Source organism: Oribacterium sp. FC2011 (assembly GCF_000701645.1).
Lineage (GTDB): Bacteria > Bacillota > Clostridia > Lachnospirales > Lachnospiraceae > Oribacterium.
This window is the reverse complement of the sequence record NZ_JNJM01000003.1, coordinates 98,930-124,862: the sequence shown is the minus strand read 5'-3', so window position 1 is coordinate 124,862 and position 25,933 is coordinate 98,930. Positions and strand designations below refer to the sequence as shown.

Annotated in this window: 23 protein-coding genes, 1 other RNA gene and 1 other annotated feature; of the genes, 22 read left to right on the top strand and 2 right to left on the bottom strand. The window is 43.5% G+C overall.

Annotated features, from left to right (window positions below; genetic code table 11):
* Positions 1-5: 5 nt before the first annotated feature.
* The 17 genes from dnaG to T357_RS0103325 all read left to right on the top strand — a co-directional run bounded on the left by dnaG (position 6) and on the right by T357_RS0103325 (position 16,263).
* Positions 6-1,769: a DNA primase gene (gene dnaG, locus T357_RS0103400; protein WP_031548620.1), complete on the top strand. Its 1,764-nt coding sequence runs from the start codon at positions 6-8 to the stop codon at positions 1,767-1,769.
* Positions 1,769-2,458 (top strand): tRNA (adenine(22)-N(1))-methyltransferase, encoded by a 690-nt coding sequence (locus T357_RS0103395; RefSeq protein WP_031548618.1) that lies wholly within the window; start codon positions 1,769-1,771, stop codon positions 2,456-2,458. The genes dnaG and T357_RS0103395 overlap by 1 nt, the downstream gene beginning before the upstream one ends.
* The gene (locus T357_RS0103390) at positions 2,452-3,324 is read left to right on the top strand and encodes a Nif3-like dinuclear metal center hexameric protein (protein WP_029201118.1); all 873 of its coding nucleotides are present in this window, start codon (positions 2,452-2,454) and stop codon (positions 3,322-3,324) included. The genes T357_RS0103395 and T357_RS0103390 overlap by 7 nt, the downstream gene beginning before the upstream one ends.
* 161 nt (positions 3,325-3,485) lie before the next feature.
* A complete protein-coding gene (locus T357_RS0103385; protein WP_031548616.1) occupies positions 3,486-5,138 on the top strand; it encodes a nucleoside kinase in 1,653 nt (550 codons plus the stop codon).
* A 275-nt stretch (positions 5,139-5,413) separates the two neighbouring features.
* Positions 5,414-5,761, top strand: an RNA gene (gene rnpB, locus T357_RS19955) — RNase P RNA component class A.
* Positions 5,762-6,093: 332 nt separating this feature from the next.
* Complete coding sequence (locus T357_RS0103380; protein WP_031548614.1) at positions 6,094-6,360, top strand: hypothetical protein; 267 nt, start codon at positions 6,094-6,096, stop codon at positions 6,358-6,360.
* A 327-nt stretch (positions 6,361-6,687) separates the two neighbouring features.
* Positions 6,688-7,170, top strand: coding sequence for a hypothetical protein (locus T357_RS0103375; RefSeq protein WP_031548613.1), 483 nt, complete (start codon positions 6,688-6,690; stop codon positions 7,168-7,170).
* Positions 7,167-9,347: an NHLP family bacteriocin export ABC transporter peptidase/permease/ATPase subunit gene (locus T357_RS0103370; protein ID WP_044915999.1), complete on the top strand. Its 2,181-nt coding sequence runs from the start codon at positions 7,167-7,169 to the stop codon at positions 9,345-9,347. Before T357_RS0103375 ends, T357_RS0103370 begins: the two co-directional genes overlap by 4 nt.
* Positions 9,348-9,352: 5 nt before the next feature.
* Positions 9,353-11,536, top strand: coding sequence for an ATP-binding cassette domain-containing protein (locus T357_RS0103365; RefSeq protein WP_031548609.1), 2,184 nt, complete (start codon positions 9,353-9,355; stop codon positions 11,534-11,536).
* 248 nt (positions 11,537-11,784) lie between these two features.
* Positions 11,785-12,048 carry a hypothetical protein gene (locus T357_RS0103360; RefSeq protein ID WP_031548607.1) on the top strand — a complete coding sequence of 88 codons (264 nt, stop codon included), beginning with the start codon at positions 11,785-11,787 and terminating at the stop codon, positions 12,046-12,048.
* 14 nt (positions 12,049-12,062) lie between these two features.
* Entirely contained in the window at positions 12,063-12,332 is a 270-nt protein-coding gene (locus tag T357_RS0103355; RefSeq protein WP_031548605.1) for a hypothetical protein, read from the top strand.
* A gap of 92 nt (positions 12,333-12,424) precedes the next feature.
* Positions 12,425-12,622 carry a hypothetical protein gene (locus T357_RS0103350; RefSeq protein WP_031548603.1) on the top strand — a complete coding sequence of 66 codons (198 nt, stop codon included), beginning with the start codon at positions 12,425-12,427 and terminating at the stop codon, positions 12,620-12,622.
* 12 nt (positions 12,623-12,634) lie between these two features.
* Complete coding sequence (locus T357_RS0103345) at positions 12,635-13,105, top strand: LytTR family DNA-binding domain-containing protein (protein WP_031548601.1); 471 nt, start codon at positions 12,635-12,637, stop codon at positions 13,103-13,105.
* 153 nt (positions 13,106-13,258) lie between these two features.
* Complete coding sequence (locus T357_RS0103340) at positions 13,259-13,690, top strand: DUF3021 domain-containing protein (RefSeq protein ID WP_049962239.1); 432 nt, start codon at positions 13,259-13,261, stop codon at positions 13,688-13,690.
* A 186-nt stretch (positions 13,691-13,876) separates the two neighbouring features.
* Positions 13,877-14,425, top strand: coding sequence for a DUF3592 domain-containing protein (locus T357_RS0103335; protein ID WP_031548597.1), 549 nt, complete (start codon positions 13,877-13,879; stop codon positions 14,423-14,425).
* Positions 14,426-14,524: 99 nt separating this feature from the next.
* Positions 14,525-15,706: a hypothetical protein gene (locus T357_RS0103330; RefSeq protein WP_031548595.1), complete on the top strand. Its 1,182-nt coding sequence runs from the start codon at positions 14,525-14,527 to the stop codon at positions 15,704-15,706.
* A gap of 221 nt (positions 15,707-15,927) precedes the next feature.
* A complete protein-coding gene (locus T357_RS0103325) occupies positions 15,928-16,263 on the top strand; it encodes a hypothetical protein (RefSeq protein WP_031548593.1) in 336 nt (111 codons plus the stop codon).
* Between the two features lie 210 nt (positions 16,264-16,473).
* Here T357_RS0103325 and uxaC read toward each other — a convergent pair whose 3' ends face one another.
* Positions 16,474-17,889, bottom strand: a complete 1,416-nt coding sequence (uxaC, locus tag T357_RS0103320) for a glucuronate isomerase (protein WP_031548591.1) — start codon at positions 17,887-17,889, stop codon at positions 16,474-16,476.
* Between the two features lie 132 nt (positions 17,890-18,021).
* Positions 18,022-19,050 (bottom strand): LacI family DNA-binding transcriptional regulator, encoded by a 1,029-nt coding sequence (locus tag T357_RS0103315; protein WP_031548589.1) that lies wholly within the window; start codon positions 19,048-19,050, stop codon positions 18,022-18,024.
* Between the two features lie 259 nt (positions 19,051-19,309).
* Between T357_RS0103315 and T357_RS0103310 the strand changes: the two genes are divergently transcribed.
* The 5 genes from T357_RS0103310 to T357_RS0103290 all read left to right on the top strand — a co-directional run bounded on the left by T357_RS0103310 (position 19,310) and on the right by T357_RS0103290 (position 25,790).
* Entirely contained in the window at positions 19,310-20,341 is a 1,032-nt protein-coding gene (locus T357_RS0103310) for a sugar kinase (protein WP_031548587.1), read from the top strand.
* A 499-nt stretch (positions 20,342-20,840) separates the two neighbouring features.
* Positions 20,841-21,090, top strand: a binding site (T-box leader).
* 151 nt (positions 21,091-21,241) lie between these two features.
* A complete protein-coding gene (locus tag T357_RS0103305; protein WP_031548585.1) occupies positions 21,242-22,369 on the top strand; it encodes an ABC transporter substrate-binding protein in 1,128 nt (375 codons plus the stop codon).
* A gap of 263 nt (positions 22,370-22,632) precedes the next feature.
* A complete protein-coding gene (locus T357_RS0103300) occupies positions 22,633-23,586 on the top strand; it encodes an ABC transporter permease (protein ID WP_031548583.1) in 954 nt (317 codons plus the stop codon).
* The gene (locus T357_RS0103295) at positions 23,579-24,394 is read left to right on the top strand and encodes an ABC transporter ATP-binding protein (protein WP_031548581.1); all 816 of its coding nucleotides are present in this window, start codon (positions 23,579-23,581) and stop codon (positions 24,392-24,394) included. The genes T357_RS0103300 and T357_RS0103295 overlap by 8 nt, the downstream gene beginning before the upstream one ends.
* A 274-nt stretch (positions 24,395-24,668) precedes the next feature.
* Positions 24,669-25,790: a KamA family radical SAM protein gene (locus T357_RS0103290; protein ID WP_242840056.1), complete on the top strand. Its 1,122-nt coding sequence runs from the start codon at positions 24,669-24,671 to the stop codon at positions 25,788-25,790.
* The last annotated feature ends 143 nt before the right edge of the window (positions 25,791-25,933 follow it).

The following is a 25,933-nucleotide window of genomic DNA, read 5'->3' as shown; positions in this document are numbered from 1 at the left end:
GTACCTTGCGTTATTCTGATGAAATACTTCAGGAACTCCGGTCACGGGCAGATATAGTTGACGTGGTCGGAAAGTACGTGAATTTAAAGAAAAAGGGAGCCAATTACTTTGGGCTGTGCCCATTCCACGGCGAAAAAACTCCATCCTTTTCCGTTAACCCCAGGATGCAGATATTTCACTGCTTCGGCTGCGGTAAGGGCGGAGATGTGATCCGATTCACCATGGAATACGAGAACCTTACTTTTCCCGAGGCTATCCGAAAAGTAGCGGATGATGTAGGCTATAAGCTTCCCGAGATAAATCAGTCGGAGGAAGAAAAAAAGGAAAATGACCTCAGGGTTCAGCTCCTTGACATAAATAAAAAGGCTGCGGTTTATTTTTATAACGCTCTGAGAGACAAAAAAGGCCAGATCGGCATGAACTATTTTAAGAAGCGTGAGCTCAGTGATGAGACCTTACGGCTTTGGGGGCTCGGCTATGCGGATCAGACCAGAGACGGACTCTATCAGTACCTTAAGTCCGCAGGATATTCCGAGGATTTACTCCATCAGTCCGGACTTATTAATTACTCGGAAAAAGGAATCTATGACAAGTTCTTTAACCGTGTCATGTTCCCTATCATGGATGCCAATAACAGGGTTATAGGTTTCGGAGGCCGTGTTCTCGGTGACGGAGAACCGAAATACCTGAACAGTCCCGAGACAAAGCTCTTTGAAAAATCAAGAAACCTTTTCGGTCTGTGTTACGCGAAGAAATCCAGAAAGAAGTATTTCATTCTTTGTGAAGGCTATATGGACGTTATCCAGATGCATCAGGCAGGCTTTACCAATGCCGTTGCCTCTCTGGGAACCGCACTTACCGACCAGCAGTGCCGCCTTATAAAGCGATATGTGGATGATGTTATATTAACCTATGACTCGGACGGTGCCGGTATCAATGCAGCCAAAAGAGCCATGCCAATGCTTCGGGCCGTAGGCATTAACACAAGAGTCATAAACCTGAAGCCCTACAAGGATCCTGATGAGTTTATAAAGGCAATGGGCGTTGAAGCATTTCAGGATCGCATAGACAATGCGAAAAACAGTTTCCTGTGGCTCATAGATGTAATAAAGCAGGATTACGATCTTTCCGATCCTGCCGGAATGACACAGTACACCAATGAAGTAGCCTCAAAGCTTAGTGACATAAAAGAACCTATCGAAAGAGAAAACTATGTGAAGGCAGTTGCAAGAGAACAGCTTATCGACCTTGACAGTCTGAGAAAGCTTGTGAATAACATGAGCGATCTCAGGGAACGTCAGTCATCACCTCTTAATGAGAGGATATATACTCAGACAAACTTCACTCCAAAGGAGGACAAGGTTCGCAGGAAGGAAACGGCTCTGCAGAAATCAGAGAAGCAGCTTATAACCTGGCTTCAGGAAAAACCGGAGCTTATTCCTAAGGTACATGAGTTTATACTTCCGGAGGATATGAGTGATGAAATCATGGGAACGGTTCTCACCATGGTTTATAACGAAACTCCTGCCAATGAGATTCTTGACCGGTTCCGGGATTCCGATGAAGACTACGAGAGAGTGGCAGGCATGTTTAACGGAAATCTTCTTTCAGAGGATACCGACGAAAATGAATTTAAGCGGGGGCTTGAAGACATCATCAGAAACATTAAACTTACCTCACTTAATACGAAAATAGAAAACGAAACAGATCCGCACAGACTTACAGAGCTTTTCAAACAGCAGTCGGATCTTCAGAACCTTAAACTATAATGACCAATTTACCTGACAGACTTAAAAAAATCGTGGAGCTGGTTCCGGATTCAGAAACCGTGGCGGATATAGGCTGTGATCATGCTTATGTTTCCATCGAGCTGGTTTTAAAGGAGAAGGCCAGAAGGGCTCTCGCCTGTGACATCAATGAGGGACCGCTCAGTTCCGCAAAAAGCAACATTATAAACGCCGGTCTTGCAGACAAAATAGAAACACGACTAAGTGACGGATTAAAAGAGGTTTTGCCTCACGAAGCAGACACCGTAGTCATTGCCGGTATGGGCGGACTTCTGATGGAAAAGATCCTTCAGGACCGCCTTCATGATTTTGATACTTTTATTCTTTCACCTCAGTCGGACATAGAACATTTCCGGCACTTTCTCATAGATAACCACATGATCATCAAAGACGAGGCGATGCTCATGGAGGATGGGAAATATTATACAGTGATGACTGTTATTTCACCTGATAGTTCCTTGGAAGAAGAACCATCAGCCGAAGACTTCTATAAAAACGAAGAAGACTTCATCTATGGAGGAATTTTGCTGCATAGGAAGGATGAAACACTTCATAAGTTTCTTCTGAAAGAGAAGAACCGATTTGAAAGCATCCTTCAGAAAACGCAGAATGATTCAATAAAAGAAGCACATAAACACTGTTTAAAAGCATTGGAGGGGTACTTATGTTAACAGTAGGGGATATTGCAGACAGACTTGACCTTTTGGCACCACCGGCTTCAGCCTGCGAATGGGATAATCCCGGACTTCTTGTGGGCAGAAGAGACAAAGAGGTTTTCAGAGTATGTGTTGCACTGGACGCAACCATGGATGTAATCAGTGAAGCCATTGAATCCGGCTGCGACATGATTGTAACTCACCACCCGATCATTTTTAAAGGAATCAAATGCATAAATGACAGCTCGGCTCTTGGAATCAAGCTCATGGATCTGATTCATAACGATGTAGCTGTTTATTCTATGCATACAAACTATGACAGCTGTCCCGGAGGCATGGGAGACATAGTATGCGAGACACTTGGCTTCGAGAAATCCAAGATCATGGACCCCACAGGATATGTTCCCGTGGGTAACGAAAACGGAACCCCGGAAGGTCTCAGCATTTCTGCCCCGGAGCTCGTAACTGATAATTCCGGAAATACTGTCGAAATAAAAGAATATGGCATCGGATTTGTTGCAAAGCTTCCCAATGTCATGACCTGTGATGAACTGGCTCAGCTTGTGAAGGAAAAATTTGACCTTCCGTTTGTAAGCTTTTATGACGCAGGGGCACCAATTAAAACTATCGCCTGCTGTCCGGGTTCAGGCAGAAGCGAGCTTAAAGAAGTATTGTCTCTTCATGTTGATGCATTTATAAGCGGTGATATGGGGCATCATGAAGGAATCGATCTTAACGAAGAAGGTGTAAGTCTCATCGATGCCGGACACTATGGTCTGGAGCACATCTTTGTTGAGCATATCGGAAATTTCCTCAGAGACAGTTTTCCTGAGGCTGACATCGTCAAGGACTACTACCGTTTTCCGGCCAAGGCCCTGTGATTTTTCATAGTCTCCGCTTATTGATCCGGATTTCATGAGAGCGATATACTTCACATCTTAAAAACAACTATAGAAAAAACTATCCCAGGATTTCCCGCAGCTTTCCGGGGAATCCTGTTTTTGAAAAAAAGTCCAACAGCTGTTTACGAACGGAGTTTATTATGATCATTACATTAAACGGAGATAACTATGAGTTCCCGGAGGGCACAACCTTTCTTGATATGGCAAAAGAATTCCAGTCACTTTACAAGGAAGATATCTTACTTGCCAGATTTAACAGCGTATTATATGAGCTTTTTAACCCCTGTAAGGAAGACGGGAATATACAATTCATAACCGGACGGTCAAAGATAGGCCAGATGACCTATGAGCGTTCAGCCATCTTCATGATGCTGAAGGCTTTCTATAAGCTGTGTTCCGACGTAAAAGGTTTTGAAGTTATAGTAGACTATACCCTGGGACGTGGATACTACTGTCACCTGAACGGAGGCGTGGAAATCACGCCTGAGCTTCTGAAAAAGGTCAAGGATCAGATGGACGTTTATCACGAGATGAATATCCCCATCACAAAAAGCTCCATGAGAACCAACGAAGCCAGGGATTTTTTCCGTAAGGTCGGAATGCACAGTAAAGAAAAGCTTTTCCGTTTCCGTATGACTGCCAATGTTAATGTTTATGACATGGACGGCTTCAGGGATTACTTCTATGGATATATGGTTCCGAGTACAGGCTATATAAAGTCCTATGATCTTATACAGTACGGTGAAGGATTTGTATTGCTCCTTCCATCCCGTCAGGAACCTGATAAGGTAACGGATTTTGTCCCCTTTGATAAGCTCTATAACGTTCAGCAGACCTCCTCAAAGTGGGCAAAAAAAATCGGCTGCTCCTGTATCGGATCACTGAATGAAATGGTAGTGGACGGTCACTCCGATGACCTCATCCTCATGCAGGAGGCACTGTTCGAGAAAACCATCGGCAACATCGCCATGGACATAGAAGAGAAGAAGAAAAAAGTGGTTATGATCGCGGGCCCCTCAAGCTCCGGAAAAACCACTTTTTCAAGACGCTTAAGCATTCAGCTGAGAGCTTTGGGTCTCAACCCTCATCCTATTTCCGTTGATAATTATTTCCGGGATCGCGAACTTGCTCCCCTGGATGAAAACGGCAAGAAGGATTTCGAATCCATAAAGTGTGTGGATGTTGAGCTTTTCAACAATGATATGCTGAAACTTCTGGAGGGAGAAACCATCCAGCTCCCGAGGTACAATTTCTTCACCGGAAAGAGAGAATACAAGGGTGATTTCTGCAGATTAAAACCAAATGACGTTCTGGTCATCGAAGGCATCCATTGCCTGAACGATGAAATGTCCTATGCTTTATCAAAAGACGCTAAATACCGCATATATATCTCAGCCCTGACCCAGGTCAATGTTGACAGCCACAACCGCATCCCGACAACAGACGGTCGTCTCCTGAGACGTATAGTCCGTGATAATCGAACCAGAGGCTATAAAGCCAAGGATACCATCGCCATGTGGGAAAACGTGCGAAGAGGAGAGAACATGAACATCTTCCCCTATCAGGAAAGCGCAGATGTCATGGTTAATTCCAGCATGATCTACGAGCTCCCGGTACTGAAGATCTTCGCAGCCCCCTTACTCTTCCAGATAAAACCCACCGATCCAGAATACCAGGAAGCCAAGCGCCTCCTGAAATTCCTGGACTACATCCTCCCCATCAGCCCCGAGTTAATACCCCAGAATTCAATTATTCGCGAATTCATCGGTGGCAGTTGCTTAGACGTAGGATAACCAATACGTATATTGGAAAAAATGCAAGGGATCAGGCTAGCCAATACGTATATTGGAAAAAATGCAAGTGATGTGTGGCTAGGCTTGCGAGTTGAAAGAACATCCTGCTCGAAATGTACGAACCAGATGCACATAGTGCAGCTGGGGCGAACATTTCGAGCAGGATGTCCTTTCAATCTCGTGGGCCGCCACGCATCACTTGCATTTTTTCCTCGCCACCTATCCCTTGCATTTTTTCCTTGCAATGTAAACCATTTAATAGTACACTCTAGTCTCGAGTATCGGATGTGGTCGCTGCCAGTATAAGGGAAACCGGCTGGGAGAGGAAAGTCCGGGCTTCACAGAGCAGGATGCCTGCTAACGGCAGGTTGCGGTGACGCACAGGAAAGTGTAACAGAGAGTAGACCGCCGGTTTCGACCGGTAAGGGTGAAAGGGCAGTGTAAGAGACTACCGCACAACTGGTAACAGCTGTGGCATTATAAACCCCATCTGAAGAAAGACCAAACAGGAAACATATGGCTGCTCGTCAGTTTCCGGGTAGGTTGATTGAGACGTATGGCAACATACGCCCTAGATAGATGACCACTTGATACATAACCCGGCTTATTACGATACTCGATTGTTTTAGACAGTTAAAGAGGATGTGAAAATGAGAGATCATTTCCACATCCTCTTTTTGATGTACAAAAAACACAAAAATCACTTAACCTTTTATAGATACTTTGAAGAAAGCATTAAATAAGAAATGGATTCATATGGAAATTAAGAATAATAAATGAACTCAAACTCATAGAATCAGAGTTTTTTGCCGAATAGACATTAAAATATACCGAATAGGCGAGAATCATTGTTCCGATAATACATTAATGGTACAGTTAATCTATCAAAAAAACGTGAACAAAAGGAATTAGAAAGATTCCTAAAAAATTTCGACTAAGACAGGAGGATAAGAAAATGTCAGAGAATAAGAACATGGAACTTAATGATAAGATGATGGCGAATGCTACGGGTGGTAATGCTGAAGAAAAAGGACGTACTGCAATAGGAACAGTAGTTGGCCCTGGTGTTTCAGGAGATCCGACGATTTACAGGGTACATGCGGATGACGGGCGAGATATAAGCGCTCACTATTGGGCAATCGGAAAGCTGCTGGAGCCGGGTACAAGGGTAAAAGTTGAACTAATAGGACAAGCCAAATGGGAGATTATTCAATTCCTTTGATGAGAAGAACAACATAACAAGGAGGAAACAGATATGTCAGAGAATAAGAACATGGAACTTAATGATGATATGAAAGTATGCTGATTCCTTCATAATAATCAATTCAATGTCACGTTAAAAGGAGCCTCTTTAAAAAGGAGACTCCTTACTTTTTAATTCCTTTTGCAAAGGTAAAGGCTTATATCATGAAAAAAAAACATAGTTATTAAACAAAAGAATAATGTCGATTATAGAGTCAAAGCTTATTATGCACTTTTTCAATAGAATTATATTAATATTTCCGTATTTTATCCTTAGATTAAATCTCTCAATACGAGGTACTGCCTGATGGAAAACAAAACCATATTCCGAGATAAATCCATAGAACGGATATCCTCACCGGATCAGCTTAATGACTACATTAAACTGGCAAACCCCGGTGTCTGGTTTATCCTTCTGGCCATACATATCCTGCTTGCCGGAGCCTGCATCTTCGGCACTGTAGGGCATATCGACTCATATGTTCCCGGAGTAATGATTTCAGAAGACAACCATGCCGTATGCCTCGTTAAAAAGGAATTCGAAAACCGTTTCTCCGGAGATATGTTTATAAGATCAAACGGCAAAGAATATAAAGTATCCCTTAGTGATGCAAAGCCCATAGCTCTCACTCCCGATTTTGATTCCTACGCGCTTTTTACCGGAAACATGCAGATAGGCGAGTGGGTATATGAGGTTACTGTTGACGGGGAGATCGCTGAAGGCATTTACGAAGTGCAGCTTGTAACCGAAAAGATCTCACCACTTTCATTTTTATTCGGTAAGCAATGAAACATACTAAACTTAAACAACCTACACAGGGAAAGGTGGCAAAGGTACCTTTTATCATGCAGCTTGAAATGCTTGAATGCGGAGCTGCCTGCCTTGCCATGATCCTGGCTTACTATGACAAGTGGATACCACTTCCTCAGGTACGTCGTGACTGCGGAGTGTCAAGAGACGGTTCCAATGCACTAAACGTTATGAAGGCTGCAAGGAATTACGGGCTTAATGCCACCGGCTACAGATATGAGCCTGATTACCTTCGTGACAACGGAACTTTCCCCTGCATTGCCCATTGGGGTTTCAATCACTTTGTAGTGGTAAACGGATTCAAAAATGGAAAGGTATCTTTAAATGACCCCGCAAAAGGAACAATACTTGTTTCCATGGAAGAGTTCGATGAGAATTTCACCGGGTTATGCATACTCTTTTCCCCATCAGAAACATTTGAACCCGGCGGAAAACAACGATCCACCCTTGATTTTGCAAGAAGCAGACTGACAGGCTGCGGCATTGCCATCGCCTTCGTTGTGCTTACAAACATCATATATTCCCTGATCGGAGTTATAAACCCGGTTTTTTCAAGGATCTTCATGGATCGGCTTCTGACAGGAAAGGATCCCGGGTGGCACATTCCATTTATCCTTGTTATGTCAGTGTTTGCAATCATACAGATAGTGTCACAGCTCATACGAACAGTTTATTCCCTTCGTATAAACGGTAAAATGGCAGTTCAGGGCACTACCTCCTACATGTGGAAGGTTCTTAATCTGCCCATGGATTTCTTCTCTCAACGATATGCAGGCGATATACTTCAGCGAAGGATGGGTAATGCATCCATTTCGAATTCATTGATAAACACCTTTGCGCCGCTATTCCTTAATGCATTCATGATGGTTTTCTACCTTGTGGTAATGCTTAAGAACAGCGTGCTGCTCACGATGATCGGTATATCATCCATTGTTATAAATATGCTGATAGCCCGTATCATATCCAGGTACAGGGTGAACATCTCAAGGATACAGATGCGAGATGCAGGAAAGCTGGCAAGCTCCACTACAGCAGGCATAGAGATGATCGAAACCATTAAATCCAGCGGTGCAGAAAACGGATACTTCCAAAAGTGGGCCGGCTACCAGGCAAGCGTCAACACCCAGAAGGTTCGATTTGCAAAGCTTAATCAATATCTGGGAATCCTTCCCGGAGTGGTATCTGCCGTGACCAATACCCTGGTACTGTCAATGGGCGTCCTTCTGGTGATACAGGGTAAATTTACTCTTGGTATGGTCACCGCCTTTCAGGGATTTCTCAGTTCCTTCTCGGCTCCTGCGGAAACCTTTATCTCCACAGGGCAGACCTTACAGGAGTTAAGGACTGAGATGGAACGTATAGAAGATGTTATGGAATACCCCGAGGATAAAAACGGTGCTTCAAAATCAACCGTAAAAGCCGAAGTATACAATAAACTCAGCGGTGATATAGAGATGCGTAATGTCACCTTCGGATATTCAAGGCTTGCGGAGCCGCTGATTAAAGACTTTTCATTAAAGCTATCACCCGGAATGAGGATTGCCTTCGTTGGTGAGAGTGGCTGCGGAAAGTCAACATTGGCAAAGATACTTTCCGGTCTGTATGATCCCTGGGAAGGCGAGATCCTGTATGACGGAACTCCCCTTAAAAAAATCGATAAAGACGTGTTCAAGGGTTCCCTTGCGGTAGTGGATCAGGACATCATCATGTTTGAAGATACGATTTCCGCAAATATCAGAATGTGGGACAGTACCATCAAGGATTTCGAAGTGATCATGGCTGCCAGGGACGCTCAAATCCATAAGGATATAATCGCAAGAGAAAACGGCTATGATTATAAAATGAGTGAAGGCGGAAAAGACTTCTCGGGAGGTCAAAGGCAGCGCATGGAGATTGCCCGGGTTCTTGCCCAGGATCCAACCATCATAGTTCTTGACGAGGCCACCTCAGCCCTGGATGCAAAAACAGAATATGATGTTGTGAAGGCCATAAAGGACAGAGGCATTACCTCCATAGTTATAGCCCACAGGCTGTCCACCATAAGAGATTGTGACGAAATAATCGTACTCAAAAACGGAGAAGTAGTGGACAGAGGAACCCACGATGAACTTTTCAAAAACAGCGACTATTACAGAGAATTAGTACAAAGCGAGTAAGATATATGGGTTGGTTTGATGATCAGATAAAACAGAGAAAACAAAAAGATGCTCAGGCTTTTGATCGCGCCTTCCGAAACATCGCAGGAGCTGTTACAGGTATAAAGTACAGAGCATCCACGGAGGAGGAATCCGACGTAGAAGACAGTGCGATAAACGATATCCTTCAGCACCTTCATATCCCTAAGAAAGAGCTGCCCGAAAATCTGTTTTCCATTGAGGATAAGCTTGATTATGCTCTGCATCCTCATGGGGTTATGCACAGGGCGGTGAATCTTACCCCCGGGTGGAGCAAGGATGCCTACGGGCTGATGCTGGGATTTAAGAAGAAGGATAATTACCCTGTCGTACTTATCCCTTATGGCCTGAGCAGCTATAAATATTACGATGATACCTCTGATAAATACCGGATTGTCACAAAGAAAACCGAAGCTATGTTTTCCCAAAGGGCTTACGCCTTTTATAAACCCTTCCCGCTTAAAAAGCTTTCCTTACTGGAGCTTTCAAAATATATCCTTGGTGTCATCGATATTTCAGATTATGTGATGGTATTCCTGACCACACTGGCATTGACTCTTGTGGGGCTTCTTACTCCCAGGATCAACCTTTTTCTTTTTCGTAATGTCATAGACAACGGAAAGATATCACTTCTTGTGACAACTGCAATGTTTCTTTTATGTGTGTCCTGGAGTACCCTTATTTTCAGTGCGGCAAGAAATCTCATTTCCACAAGGATAGATACCAAAATGAGTATCTGTGTTGAAGCAGCTACCATGATGAGAGTGTTGTCATTACCGGCAGACTTCTTTAAGAAGTTTAGTTCCGGCGATCTTGCAGCAAGAGCAAATCATGTTAACTCATTATGTTCCACGCTGGTTTCTGTGGTGCTGAACACGGGCTTAACTTCGGTATTCTCCTTGGTCTACATATTTGAGATTTTTGCCTTTGCACCGGGACTTGTGATACCGGCTCTTTCCATCATTATCATCACAGTGGGTTTTTCAGTTATATCATCTCTGGTACAGATGCGGATAACCAAAAAACAGATGCTGCTTAGTTCTCAGGAAAATGGTATGAGCTATGCGGTAGTTTCGGGAATCCAGAAGGTTAAGCTTACCGGCGCAGAGAAGCGTGTTTTTGCAAGATGGGGAGACCTTTATTCAAAAAATGCCGAGCTTCTCTATAATCCGCCTTTGTTCATAAAGCTAAACGGAGTTATAAGTATTGCCATAACCCTTATCGGTACCATTGTGATTTACAATCAGGCTATAGTTAACCATGTGTCCCCTGCTGAATACTACGCTTTTAATACAGCCTACGGAATGGTCTTCGGAGCCTTTATGGCACTTTTCAGCGTAGCGATAACGGCCGCAAACATTAAACCTACCCTGGAGATGGCTGAGCCGATACTTAAGGCGGAACCTGAGATTTCCGGAAATAAGGAAAACCTGTCAAGACTATCCGGAATGATAGAAATCGTAAACCTCAGCTTCAAGTACACTGAAAACTCACCGATTATCATTGACAACCTTTCCCTGAAGATAAACCCGGGACAGTATGTTGCCATAGTGGGAAAGACCGGATGCGGAAAATCCACACTGGTGAGACTTCTCATAGGTTTTGAAACACCAACAAAAGGAAACATATTCTATGACGGAAAGGATCTATCTACTGTGGATCTTAAGTCCCTCAGAAAGCATATCGGGGTTGTTACTCAGAACGGAAAGCTGTTTTCCGGCGATATATACTCCAATATCGTGATTTCGGCTCCTCAGCTTACTCTTGATGAGGCCTGGGAAGCTGCAAAGATCGCAGGCATCGACGAAGACATACGCCGTATGCCTATGGGTATGAACACACTTATTTCAGAAGGCAGCGGAGGCATTTCGGGAGGGCAGCGGCAGAGACTTATGATAGCGAGAGCCGTGGCACCGAAGCCGAAGATACTTATTTTTGACGAAGCAACCTCAGCTCTCGACAACATTACCCAGAAAAAGGTAGCCAATGCTCTCGACCGGATGAATTGCACCAGGATCGTCATTGCCCACAGACTCTCAACCATAAAACAATGCGACAGAATTCTGGTATTCGACGGAGGTCATATTGTTGAAGACGGAACCTATGATGAGCTTATAGCACTGAATGGTTATTTTGCAGATCTGGTTTCCCGTCAGAGACTGGATAAGTAAAACCTGTATTGGAAGTACCCCTTAAACTTCAGACACTGCAATGACCGAATAGACATGAAAAACAGCCGAATAGACATGAAATATTGTAGGGTCAACCTATACATGGTAAAGTCGAATCATGAAGAAACGGAATCTTCGAATGATTCTATAGAACAGCCGGTAAAATTCTAATAGCCAATTGGATCTGCATCTGTATGTCAGAGCTAAACAGCAAAAAACATGCATTTATAGATGAGGAGGAAATCAAAATGTCAGAAAATAAGAATATGGAACTCAATGATGAGTTGATGGAAAACGTAACAGGCGGCGAAGGAGAGAGCAGGGTACGTAAAGAACCCGGAACAGTAATAGGGCCTTATGATGAGTCACGGAATACATATAGAGTAAAGCGTGATCAAGGTCCTGAAGCTATTGCTTCATACGATAGAGTTGGCCCACTGCTCAAACCCGGAACCAGAGTAATGATCGCTCTTGTAGGTATGGGCAAGTGGGAAATTGCTGAATTTATCTGATAGAAGGAAATACCATGAACAATGAAAAGAACATACAGCTTTCGGATGAAATGCTGATGGGTGCCAATGGAGGGCTTTCTATAGACCGACAAAAAGACCCTGAATATGATGCCATGGGGACCATAGTAATGCATCTTGGCGGCAGGCTTTATCAGGTACGCTTCAGTGACGGTGCAGAACTGGTTGCCAACAGTCAGACGGACGATATACTACCCGCAAACTTAAAAGTAGGTCTTTATGCTGTTACAGGCGGCTGGATACTGCAGGTTCCGGGAAAACACTGATTAAACCGACATCCTATGGGATCCTTGTGGATAAGACTCTGTTTTTCAGAGATAACCCGTGAATTACCTACGTTTATTGATGAGGTGAAAAAATGAAAGACAAGAAAAAATCAAAAATCATTGCAGCTATAGCCATGATATCAGTTTTTGTCATGATTGCATGGGGAACCGTTGCCGGATCCTACCAGCATGCCTGGCTTGCAGTTTTTGCAGGCGGAATAGCCATGACCATAGTTTCAATGTTTTACAAAGACGGAAGCAGCAATAGTGATAAAAACGACACCAATTGAAGGATTTAAAAAATGTCCGACTTACCAGATATTAAGCTCATTATCGATGAAGCATTTGAGAAACTGACTGTCATAATAAAAAACAGGGAAAATAATGAAGATGTCGAAGGCGTAATAAACGCTATCCAGAACTATGCCAATAATCAGAAACCTATGATTCAGGCATATTTCAAGGGTAGCGTTGTTATGCTGCCACAGAGGAAGATATTCCGAATCTACATCGTTAACAGAAAGATCCTGATCCAGACCTCAGAAAGACTATATGAAGTCCGAAAGAATCTCCGAGACCTCGAAGAACTGCTGGATTCGGAAAGCTTTATACGTATTTCACAGTCAGAGATTCTGAATATAAAAAGGGTTAAGAATTTTGATTTTTCTTCCACCGGAACTATAGAGGTGGAACTTGAAAACGGAGAAAAAACCTACGTTTCAAGAAGAAGAGTAAAGGAAATCAAAGCTGCTCTTTCAAAGGCAGTCATTTAAATCAACATTTATAGATGAGCCGGATAGATCTGCATCTGTATGTCAGAGATAAACAACAGAAAACATACATTTATAGAGCTGGTTAGATTGACATCTGTGTGTCAGAGATAAACGGCGGAAAACATGCATTTATAGATGAGGAGGAGGTCAGTCATGAACATCAAAACAAAATTTATAATACGGGCTCTGGTTGGTTTCTCTCTCGGAATTTCGATCGGTGCCATCACCTATGTTATCTTTACAAGTGAAACCGAACCACTTAACAAAAGATTTCTTCTGATGCAGCTGTTTGGTTCAGGCTTATATGGTGCTATAGCAAACGGAGGAGCCATCGTATATGACTTTGAATCCTGGAGCCTCGGAAGAGCCACGCTCACACATTATTTGGTAACATTTGTCTCCATGTTTATCACAAGTAAGATTCTGGGATGGTTCCCACAGGGAATTCTGTTCTGGGTATTTTTAGCCTTTTCTATAGTATATCTGGCCATTTGGCTGACAGAATACTATCTCTGGAAGAAGGAGATAGCAAAAATCAACGGACAACTGGAACTCGTAAAATTCAGTTCCAATATACCGACATAGCCACACAGTTACTGTGAAAAACAAAAAAAATCCAGTAGTTTGACCAAATAGACAGGAAAAACGACCGAATAGACAGGAATTATTGTAACCAAAATCCAGCCATGGTACAGTCAACTCATAAAGAAACGGAGCCGGGAATCGAAGGAAGATTCCAAGGAACAATAAAAATCTCGAGGAGGATTTATCATGAGAGTCACTACAACTACAACCCGTCGGAATAGCGGCCCTTTGGGAGGACTATTTGGATCTGTCATCATGGTGATACTTGGAATAATATTTATCTTTGCATCATCCTTTATAACAAAACAAAATGCCGCATTAAAAGAGCGCTGCACAACTCAGGTACAGGCAACAGTAACCGGTTTTGCAAGATCGGAAAGCTCTGAAAAAGGAAGTTCGAATTCATCCTCAGTAACACCGGTATTTGAATATGATTTAAACGGAAAGACCTATTCATCTAACGCAACCACCTACAGCAGTACTTTTAAGGATACTTTCAGGGTAGGAAGTCAATACACTATATATGTAGATCCTAACGATCCTATGGAGCTGTATTCAGAAGAAATCTCCAAATCAGACGGAACCATCCTGAAAATATTAAGGTGGGGCGGAGTTGGTCTAATTGTTTTTGGAATCATATCATTTATGATTTCTCTGGCAGTGGTGATTGCAATAGGAGGAGCTATAGGTCTGGCACTTATGGAATTATTCAAGAAGAAAGATCAGCAGAGTTAATCCACCTCTTTAAAAAAATCCAAAGTTTTAGAAAAAGCATTAATCATCATCTTTTAACATAGGCTTCTGAAAAGCCTGTTACAAACCAGGAGGAACAACATGAACAAAAAAGCGTTATATTCACTTATGATAGCAGCCTGCTCAGCAGCCCTTCTTTCCGGATGTGGTGAAGTTCAGAAAACCACTGCTGAATCAAAGTCTGCAGAGACAGTTGTGGAAACCACAGTTCAAGAGACCACTGAAGCAGCAAAGGCAGATACATTAGCCGAAACAACAGAAGCTGTCAAGGAAGAGACTTCCGTAGCTGAAGAAGAAAACGTCAGCTCTGTTGTTTTGCAGGAAATATTCAAAGACGCCCAGTACATGGAGATCGGAACTACCGGATATTTCATCAAGGTTCCCAAGAGCTACTATCAGGGCGATGTAAAGGATAATGAGCGCAAGGATGACATGATAGCCTACTACAAGAGTGATGAATTCCTTATGGATTTCGATGTATATCAATTCCCTAATGAAGGAAGAGACCTTTACGCTTATACCGAGACAGAGGCAAAACAGTACAATGCTGACGGAATCACCGAAGTCACCATAAATGATACCGAACTCGGACTATATTTCTCAAAAGAGAAGTACGAAGGTGAAAAAGAATATATAGTAGCAAACTACATTTTCGTTTCCGGTAATGATTTCGGAGAGCTATCCTTCTGGCAGGACGGCGATGAAGCTGAGGAGCTTACGAAAGCTATTATCAACAGTATCACTACAACACCTGAAAAAGCATCTCAGGAAGTTCAGGCTCAGGGTGACACTCCTGACTACTCCTTCCTTATGTCAGAAGAGTACCAGAAGATGGTACAGGCAATGATTGCTGAGAAGGTTGCCAACACAAAACTCACTCTGGATAAGAAGGATTCCTCTGAAGACGTAAATTCTTTAGAAGACGGTCACTTCGTTACAAAGGATGAGGTTCAGTGCCGTGAAGTAAAAATCAAGTATGGAGATGGTGCTACCGGAGAAAGGATGTATTGGTTTGGAATCTACCTCTATAATGAGACCGGTGAAGAGAAAGCCTTCGACGCCGCAAAGTTTATGATTGAAACCAAAAGCGGTCAGCTGGTATATCCTTGCCTCATGGATGATGATGGTCTTGTAACCGTAAAGAGCGATACTCAGACATCCCACTCATTCACCCTTGTGGACACAAAGGATCTTGCACCTGAAGAAGAGGCAAGTATTTACTACGATGGAGTACTCATAAGCACAGTAAAGGTATCACCGTGATTGAAATCAGGCTTACGATCAAAAACATAGTGGAAATGTCTGAACCGTGACCGAACAGACATTAAAACCTACCGAATAGACATTAAATATTGTACTTAAATTAATGCAATGTTATACTCGATTCAACAATTAAAAGACAGGAAGGCAATGAAAAACATAGTTTAGTTTTTAAATATAACTGCTGATTCCTGAAGGCGTACAAAACATGAAAGGAGTACTTTATGGAAGACAACAAGTTTACCGAGTTTATCAAGAAGCATCGCGGAGAAGTAGAGAAGATCAAGGCAAAGAATACCGCAATTTCTGATGAAGAGATGGCTAATGTTACCGGCGGTGTAGGCGGAGCTAATGAAGCAACCTGCCCTCAGTGCGGAACACCTATGAACGTTGTTAACGCAAATGGCGAGTATGGTGATAAAACCTGGGTATGTCCTTCCTGCAATACATATCAGTGCATGTCTGATGCAGAATATATTGAACTGTTAAAGGTTCTTGAGTCTACAGGTATGACACAGGGAATGGTTTATCCTGTATGGTGGAATCAGATTCCAAAATAATGGTTTACTCCAGAAAAGAAAAGGGACGTGTGACGGCTCACTCGATTGATATCACATCCCGCGCAGATTGTTCGTCTAATTCGTACTAACGTACGCCCTAGCCGTACAATCTGCGCGGGATGTGCTCTCAACTCGCAAGCCTGGCCACACGTCCCTTTTATTTTCTTCAGTGTATATATTTACCTTTAAATCTGATTCAAATTATACAGTTCAGCACTGCTCAAGATCAAATCCAAAATATCTTGCAGCATTATTATAAGAAATGCCCTTGATGATTTCTTCCAGAGCCTTCTTGTCATAAGGATACTCACCGTTCTCTACCCAGCTTCCTACAAGGTTGCAAAGAATACGACGGAAGTAGTCGTGACGTGTGTAGGAGAGGAATGAACGTGAGTCTGTAAGCATTCCGTTGAAGTTTCCGAGTGTTGACAGGTTAGCGTAGTTGATAAGCTGATCTGTCATACCCTGCTTGTGATCATTGAACCACCATGCAGCACCCTGAGTGATACGGTTCTGTGTCGGAGCCTTGCAGAAACATCCGCAGATTGTGTTAATGGTTGTGTTATCACAAGGATTCAGTGAGTAAAGGATGGTCTTTGGAATCTCATCTGTAGCTGAAAGTGCATTGAAGAATGCAGCAAGCTGATCAGCAGGAGCGTAGTTGTCAACAGCATCAAAACCTGTGTCAGCGCCAAGCTTGTTGTACATGTCAGCATTGTTATCACGTACACATCCGAAGTGGATCTGGAATACAAGGTCTCTCTTGTTGTACTCCTTTGCAAGGAACTGCATCTCGGCTGTTCTGTACTTTGCACATTCCTCCTGTGTTAATGTCTCGCCCTTAAGACCCTTCTTGAGAATCTCATCAACCTCTGCATCTGTAGCAGGAGCGTACATAACATAACGAAGAGCATGGTCTGTTACGATACATCCCATTGACTGGAAGAAATCAAGACGGTTCTTGAGAGCTTCCTTAAGTGATGCGAAATCCTTAACCTCGATACCTGATCTCTCAGAAAGCTTCTTCATATATGAAGGGAACTCAGGCTTCTCAATATTAGTAACCTTGTCAGGTCTCCATGCAGGAAGAACCTGAACATCAAAGGTAGGGTCATCCTTGATCTTCTGATGCCACTCAAGAGTATCAACAGGATCATCTGTTGTGCAGATAAGAGTAACATTGGAAGCCTTAATGATATTTCTTACAGACATTGACTTCTGGTGAAGCTTTTCATTGCAAAGATTCCAAACCTCCTCGGCTGTATCTCCGTTAAGGTAACCCTCATATCCGAAATACTTACGAAGCTCAAGGTGAGACCAGTGATAAAGAGGGTTTCCGATAAGCTTAGGCATGGTCTCTGCCCACTTCTGGAACTTCTCACGATCTGACTTGTCACCTGTGATATACTCCTCAGGAACACCGTTTGTTCTCATCTGTCTCCACTTGTAGTGATCGCCTCCAAGCCATACCTGGAAAATGTTATCAAACTGACGATCCTCAGCAATCTCCTGAGGATTGATGTGACAGTGATAGTCGAGAATAGGTGCATTCTCAGCATAATCATGATAAAGCTGCTTTGCTACATCTGTTGAAAGCAGGAAATCCTTATCCATAAATGGTTTCATTTTAAATTACCTCCATAAGTATAATACATTGTTTTCTTGTACCAGTTCGCCGGTGAACTATGGTGACAGGGTAAGTGTTCCAGCGGCTGAGCTGTTACGTTTTTTTATATTTAAACGTCGTGATATCCGACGTTAAAATCGTGTTGTTTCTCTGGTAACCAGTTTTGTCTTTACCTTTGTTTTCTTAGGTATGGAAACCGGTTCCGGATTGCCCTCCTCATCAAGAGGGGGATTAAGCAGCTTCATGATGAGCTTGCAGACTTTCGAGCAGGATTCCTCCAGTCTCGCGTCCACACTGGTAAGCTCCGGGTTCACCGCATTGGCAAGCTTTGAATTATTGAAGCTTATGATCTGAATGTCCTCCGGGATCCTGAGTCCTTTGTGAATAGCGAACTTAAGAGCACCTACACCGGTAGTGTCGGACGAGGAGATGACGGAATCGAAGGGTTCCTTTTCATATTCCCTGGTTAAAAGCTCCTCTATACCCTTATAACTCTTTTCACCCTTGACGATACGCACGGAATTCGCAGGAATACCACATTCCTTTGCGCCTTCTTTGATACCATCTATTTTCTTTGATCCTGAATAACTGTCACTGGAATAAACATAGATGGTTTTTCTTGCGCCTGATTCGTGAAGCCTGATAAAGGCATCCTTTGTTCCGCCCTTGTCATCACTGGCCACGGAGTAGACATTATCCGCATCAATGAATCCGTTCAGCATCATGACCGGATGTTCCTTTGCACCATCGATTATGTACTGATGGTCCTCAGGATTTTTCTCAACATATTTTGAACCGGCAAGTATAACCGCATCTACCTGACGTGATTTCAGAAGCTCAAAGCTTGCCTTCTTATTCTCAAGGTCGTAGCCGGTGCAGCACAGGATACTGTTATAACCGTTTCTCCTGAGATCGGTTTCGAGATAGTAGATGGCATTGGCAAGATATATATCGGAAGAGTCCGAACACATGATACCGATGGTTTTCATGGAACCTCGTCCCAAACCTCTTGCATAGGCATTGGGAGTGTATCCGTATTCATCTATAACATCCATTACTTTCTTTCTTGTTTTTTCTGAAACATTATCCGCCCCGTTTATGACACGGGACACAGAGGCGATGGACACGCCTGCTGCTTTTGATATGTCGTAAATATTCATAAAAATTTCCTTTTTGAATTGGTTAAATTGACCATACCCGCTGGCGCTCCGCCGGTCAGGTTCGGCGTTGATAGCCTCACCTGATCCCTTCGGGACAAGAGCAAAAGCTCTTGCCATATCGCTCGGACGTTTGCTGATGCAAAGTCCTCGCTGTAAACGCTTACATTTCTTCTTGATTATAACCATATCTTGATATAAAATCAATGCATTATAAAAAATTTGAGACATGTATTTTAAATAAAAAATAAAGGAGCCGATCATGAATTTTCCAAACCGTTCTTTTGACCTTGTTACCATGGGACAGCTTATGCTGAGACTTTCTCCTCCGGGAAATGAGCGTATCGCAAGAAGCGATGTCTTTGAAAAAAATGTAGGCGGAGCAGAGCTTAATGTTGCCGTCGGAGCATCCCTTCTGGGACTCCACACCGGTATCATTTCAAAGCTTCCGTCACACGACCTCGGTCAGTATATGAAGGGAACCATCCGTAGCTACGGTGTTTCCGATGATTTCTTCATATATGACGATTCACCGGAAGCGAGAGTAGCGGTTTACTTTTACGAGTACGGCGCATATCCGAGAAAGCCACAGGTAATCTACGACAGACGTAATTCCAGCTTTTTCTCATTAACTTCTGACGAAATTCCTCAGGAAGTTTATGAAAAAACCAAGTGTTTCCATACTTCAGGAATCACCCTTGCACTTTCACCGGAGATCAGAAAGACAACCATTGAGGCAATAAAAAAATTCAAGGAAAACGGAGCCCTTATTTCCTTTGATGTGAACTTCCGCGGCAACCTTTGGTCAGGAGACGAGGCAAGAGAAACTATTCTTGAAATCCTTCCTTACGTAGACATTTTCTTCTGCTCAGAGTCCACCGCAAAACTCACCTTCCTTAAAGAAGGTAGCTGCCGTGAGATGATCAAGAGCTTTACAAAGGACTATCCTATAAAGGCTGTATTTGCCACACAGAGAACAGTACATAGTCCGAAATCTCATTCTTTCGGCTCACTTGCTTACGATGCCGAAAAGGATGCTTATTTCGAGGAGCCGCCATACGAGAACATCGACGTTGTAGATCGTATCGGTTCCGGCGATTCCTACATTTCAGGCGCCCTGTACGGTCTCATCAGTTCCGGCGGCGATGTGAGAGAAGCAGTGAAATACGGTAACGCTACCTCCGCAATGAAGAACACCATCCCCGGCGACCTTCCTCAGAGCAATCTGAAGGAGATCAATGCTGTTATTGAGGACCATTACTCCACTGGATTCCACAGCGAAATGAATAGGTGACTGTGTTACCGTCAAGTGATGAAATGGCACAGAAATTGACTTAAAGTCTCAACGCTCCATAATAATCAGTGTGTTAGGATTGACCACATATTAGAATTAGCGTTTTTGAATCAATTCAATAGTAATAATCGATTGACTTCAAAACTCAATTTCTAAATATAGGGTCAAGGAAGAGCGTTTTTTACTATGACCTATATCTCAAAAAAAGAAATATAGGTCATGGATTAACATGATTCACCATGACTTATATTCAAAAAAACTGGTTATGAGTCATGTGAGAACCTGTTTCGCCATGACCTATATTCAAAAAAAATGCTTATGAGTCATGTGAGAACCTGTTTCGCCATGACCTATATTCAAAAAAACTGCTTATGAGTCATGGGAGAACCTGTTTCGCCATGACCTATATTCCTTGATGGACCATGGGGACGGAGTTAGTAATCAAAAAAAATGTTTGACATCAAAAGTTCAACGTGTTAAAGTACGTGTAAATTAATAAAACAAACCGATGACAGAGAGAAGTAGTTTATCTTTATCGTCACAGAGAGCCGCAGGTGGTGGGATTGCGGTACGGGCGGATAAGTGAATGGACTCTGGAGGGTGCTCAGAAAGACTTGAAGATCATGAGTCGAGTATGCGGCAACGGGTTCTGCACCGTTATCAGGCAGCACATATGCTGGTATGTGAAGAGTGACCTTTTTATTAAGGTAATATGAGTGGTACCACGGATTTATATATTCGCCTCATGTCGGGAGTGATCCTGACATGGGGCTTTTCTTTTTAGTCCGAAGGTTGGCAGGCTATCAATCCAAGTACGATGCCTGACCCCGGGGAGGACGATAAATCTGTATCACAATGGCGCTCCAGTAAACATCTTTTTACATTATGGAGGAAAATCAAATGAAAAAACAGTTAATCGCAGCATCTATGGCAGTTCTTATGGCAGCATCTCTTATGGGCTGCAGTTCAAACACAGCACCTGAGGCTACATCCGGAGCCGCAGCTTCTGAAGCAGCAGCCACTGATGCAGCTGGATCAGATACCTCAAAAGAAAATGCTGATGCAGACTCAGCTGATAAGAAAGATTTCAAAGTTGGTATCGTCCTTTTCATGGATCATCCGTCACTTAATCAGATCAAGGACAATGTTGCCTCTGAGCTTGACAAGCTTTCCGGAGATATGGGTGTAACCTTCAACTATGCAGACTACACCTTCAACGGTCAGGGAGATGCAACGGTTCTCAATCAGATCGCAAGTGAGCTTATATCTGATGAAGTTGACGTTATCATCCCAATCGCAACTCCTGCTGCACAGGTTGTACAGGCAGCTGTGGAAGATAAGGGTATTCCGGTTGTATTCTCAGCAGTTTCAGATCCTGTAACAGCAAAGCTGGTAAGCTCCATGGAAACTCCCGGCTCAAACATTACCGGCACCTCAGATGCACTTAATACAAATGCCATCATGGATCTCATGTTTGCAGTAAACCCGGAAACAGATTATGTAGGTCTTCTTTACTCAAATTCAGAGGATGCTTCAAAGCAGCCTATAGAGGATGCCAAGAAGTATCTTGACGATAAGGGCATCAAGTACATTGAAAAAACAGGAACAAAGACTGACGAGATTCAGGCGGCGGCAGATGCTCTTGTGGCAGAAGGCGTTGATGCGGTATTTACACCGACCGACAATACCATCCAGCAGGCTGAGCTTGGTATCTACGAGAAGTTCCAGGATGCAAAGATCGCTCACTACGCAGGTGCCGACAGCTTCGCTCTTAACGGTGCTTTCATGGGCTACGGAGTTGATTACTCATACCTCGGAGTTGCTACAGCTGATATGGTTGCCGATATTCTTGTAAACGGCAGTGATGTTGCAACAACTTCAGTTCAGACCTTCGATAACGGTATCGCAACCATAAACACAGATACCTGCGAGGTTCTCGGTCTCAACCTTGATGATGTAAAGAAAGCCATCGAGCCGCTTTGCACACAGATCGTGGAGACAAAGACAGAGAAGGAATTCTCAAAATAATGCTTCAGCCCTGAGCCGCTTCCTTTGACTTTCAGCGGTTTCATTCCGAAGTTTTTCAGTTATTCTCAAAACTGATTTTTTAACCTATAATCATAACAGCAATACACTCTCAAGCTTCCCGGGGAAACCGACCGGGAAGCACTTTGTTTTGTAACACTTATCCACAGGGACGGTTTTTACCTGTCTACCGGGGAAAGCTCTTGTAGGCGAGAACTTTCCCCGGTAGACAACCCCGGTGGTCGAAATTTCAGGAGGAAATTCCATTGACCGGATTTTTAACAGCAGGCATAGTCCGCACCGCGCTTGAGGTGGGACTTATCTATTCACTTGTTGCACTTTCACTTTTCATCAGCTACTCAATCCTTAACATCTGCGATCTTTCAACTGATGGATGCTACACCCTTGGCTGTGCAGTAGGCGCAATCATTACCATAGCAGGACACCCCTTCCTGGCGATCCCTGCGGCAATGCTGGCGGGCATCTGTTCCGGCTACGTAACGGCACTGCTTCAGACAAAATTCGGAGTTGAAAGCATTCTCGCCGGAATCATTGTAAACACAGGACTATACACGGTGAATCTGGCCGTCATGGGTTTCAGTTCCAATGTCTCCATCTTCGGAACAGACACCATTTTTTCTCTATTCAAGGGACTCAGTGACTCTGCCTTCTGGAAGGACTGGTCCGCACTTATTCTGCTGGCAGTTGTAGTTATACTGGTCTGCGCACTTATCAAATGGTTCCTGGGAACGACTCTCGGTCTTTCCATCCGTGCAACCGGCGACAGCCCTGCCATGGTGAGAGCTTCCTCCATCAACCCGATATTTACCATCACAGTGGGACTTTGCTTCTCAAATTCCCTTACCGGTCTCGCAGGCTGCCTCATCGGCCAGTACAACAAGACCTGTGACATTAACCTTGGTACAGGTATGGTAACCATAGCCCTTGCGTCTCTTGTCATCGGTGAAACCCTGTGTGGAAAAGGAAAGATGATAGTAAGGATACTTGGCATGGTCATCGGTTCCTGCCTGTATCGTTTCATTATTTCCATTGCCCTTCGTCTCAATGTTCCTACCGAGGCATTTAAGCTGGTATCGGCAGTTATCGTTGCCATCGCAATCGCGGCACCACGGGCGAAACAGCTTATTGCATTTAAACATAAGCAGCTCACTGCAATGCAGGAAAGAAAAGCTATGAGAGGAGGCAGGGCAGATGCTTAAGATCGAACATATCTTTAAGACCTTTAACACCGGAACAGTAAATGAAAAAAGAGCTCTGACAGACCTATGCCTCACTCTTGAGGATGGGGATTTTGCAACCATTATCGGTTCAAACGGTGCCGGAAAATCTACATTATTCAATGCCATCGCCGGCTCCTTTTACACCGATTCGGGTTTCATTGAGCTTGACGGAAAGGACATCACCTTCGAGCAGGAGCATGTGAGAAGCCGCTACATCGGACGCCTTTTCCAGGATCCTCTCATGGGTACAGCACCACACATGACCATAGAAGAGAACCTTTCCGTTGCATATCTCAGGGCCAATGAGCATAAGCGTGGTCTTTTCAGCCATGTATCAAAGGCAGAAAGAGAGAAGTTCAGACAGCAGCTTTCACTTCTTGATATGGGACTTGAGGATCGTATGGATCACCCTGTGGGACTTCTTTCCGGAGGACAGCGCCAGGCTCTGACACTTCTTATGGCTACCATGGTAACTCCAAAAATCCTTCTTCTTGACGAACACACCGCGGCTCTGGATCCTTCAACCGCAGCCAAGGTTCTGGAGCTTACCAAAAAGATAGTAGCAGAGAACCACATTACCTGCCTCATGGTAACTCACAACATGAACCAGGCTCTGGAGCTCGGCAACCGAACCCTGATGATGAACAGCGGAAACATTGTCTTCGATGTCAAGGGCGAAGAACGTGCTCACATGACCATCCAGAACCTCCTTGATAAGTTTGAGGAGCGCGCCGGAAAAGGTCTCAATAACGACAGAATATTACTATCAACAAAAGAAAGAGTTTGATCACAAACTCGATCGCTGATAAATCAATACAGCCGGGACGTATTTATGATCATGTCCCGGCTGTATTTTATCTGACAACGAAAAAAATCACTTCTTTTTTTATCGTTCGAATCGTGAATTTCTTTTATTTGGTATATAATTTCTTTATAGTTAGTTATTAAAACAGTGCAGCTATCGTGACAGTCGATAAAGAAATTCTTTTTATCAATGTCCATATTCACTAAACAAAAATGGTTTTGAAAACATCTTTCCAGAGAAAAAGAAAGGAGCGCATATGAGTAATTCTGTACTATCTTCCCTTATGTCCCAATGTATCCGATCTGTCGACCAGTTAGAGAAAGTCTTCAGTCTTTCACCCGAAATTGCTGATCAGATCAGACATATCGAAGAGAAATACCCTATCTGTATCACTCCCTACTACCTGAGCTTGATAGACAAAAATGACGATCAGGATCCCATCCGCAAAATGTGTATTCCCACTGTGGCGGAATTTATCGATGGCGGCCTGGAAGATCAGTCAGGTGAGACGGACAACACTGTTGTCGCAGGTTTACAGCATAAATATCAACAGACAGCCCTGATTCTGACCACCAACCAGTGTGCCATGTACTGTCGCCACTGTTTCCGTAAACGTATGGTCGGCAACACTTCCGATGAGATCGCCTCTCAAATTCCTGCAATGCTTGCATATATTAAAAACCATTCTGAAATCGACAATATCCTGCTATCCGGTGGAGACGCACTCATCAACTCAAACGAAGTCATAGAACGCTATCTCGAAACCTTTAGTAAGCTTGAGCAACTGGATTTCATCCGTATCGGAACCCGTACACCTGTTGTACTTCCCATGCGGATTTATGATGACGCAGAGCTTTTGGAAATACTCAGGAAATACTGCGCCGTAAAACAAATCATCATAGTCACACATTTTAACCATCCTAAAGAACTCACTCCGGAAGCAAAAAAAGCCATTCATTCCCTTCATGCAGCAGGTTGTATAGTTCGAAACCAGACGGTTCTCCTTCGGGGAATCAACGATGACCCTGAGGTGCTGAGCACCCTGCAGAACAGATTACTCAGCTATCGAGTCATTCCCTATTACATATTCCAGTGCCGTCCGGCCAAGGGCGTTCTTAACGAATTCCAGATTCCTATCCGCGAAGGCTCCAGGCTGGTTGAGGAAGCCAGGAAACGAATGAACGGCCAGTCCAAGAGCCTTCATTACGTCATGTCTCATAGGACAGGGAAGATTGAAATCCTCGGTCCTATGACGGACGGTAAAACCATGCTCTTCAAATATCACCAGTCCAAAGCCCCGCAGGATCAATCCAGGATTTTCCTCTGCGATCCCAAAGACAATTGCTGGCTAGAGGATCATATACCCAACGGGTACTAAAAAAGGTTGAAAGAACACCTGAATGTTTTTTTGCATTAACAAACAGTAAATATGTAGAAAACGGAAGAAAATGCAAGGGATGTGCGGCTAGGCTTGCGGGTTGAAAGAACTCCTGAATGGTTTTTTGCATTATCTGTAAATAT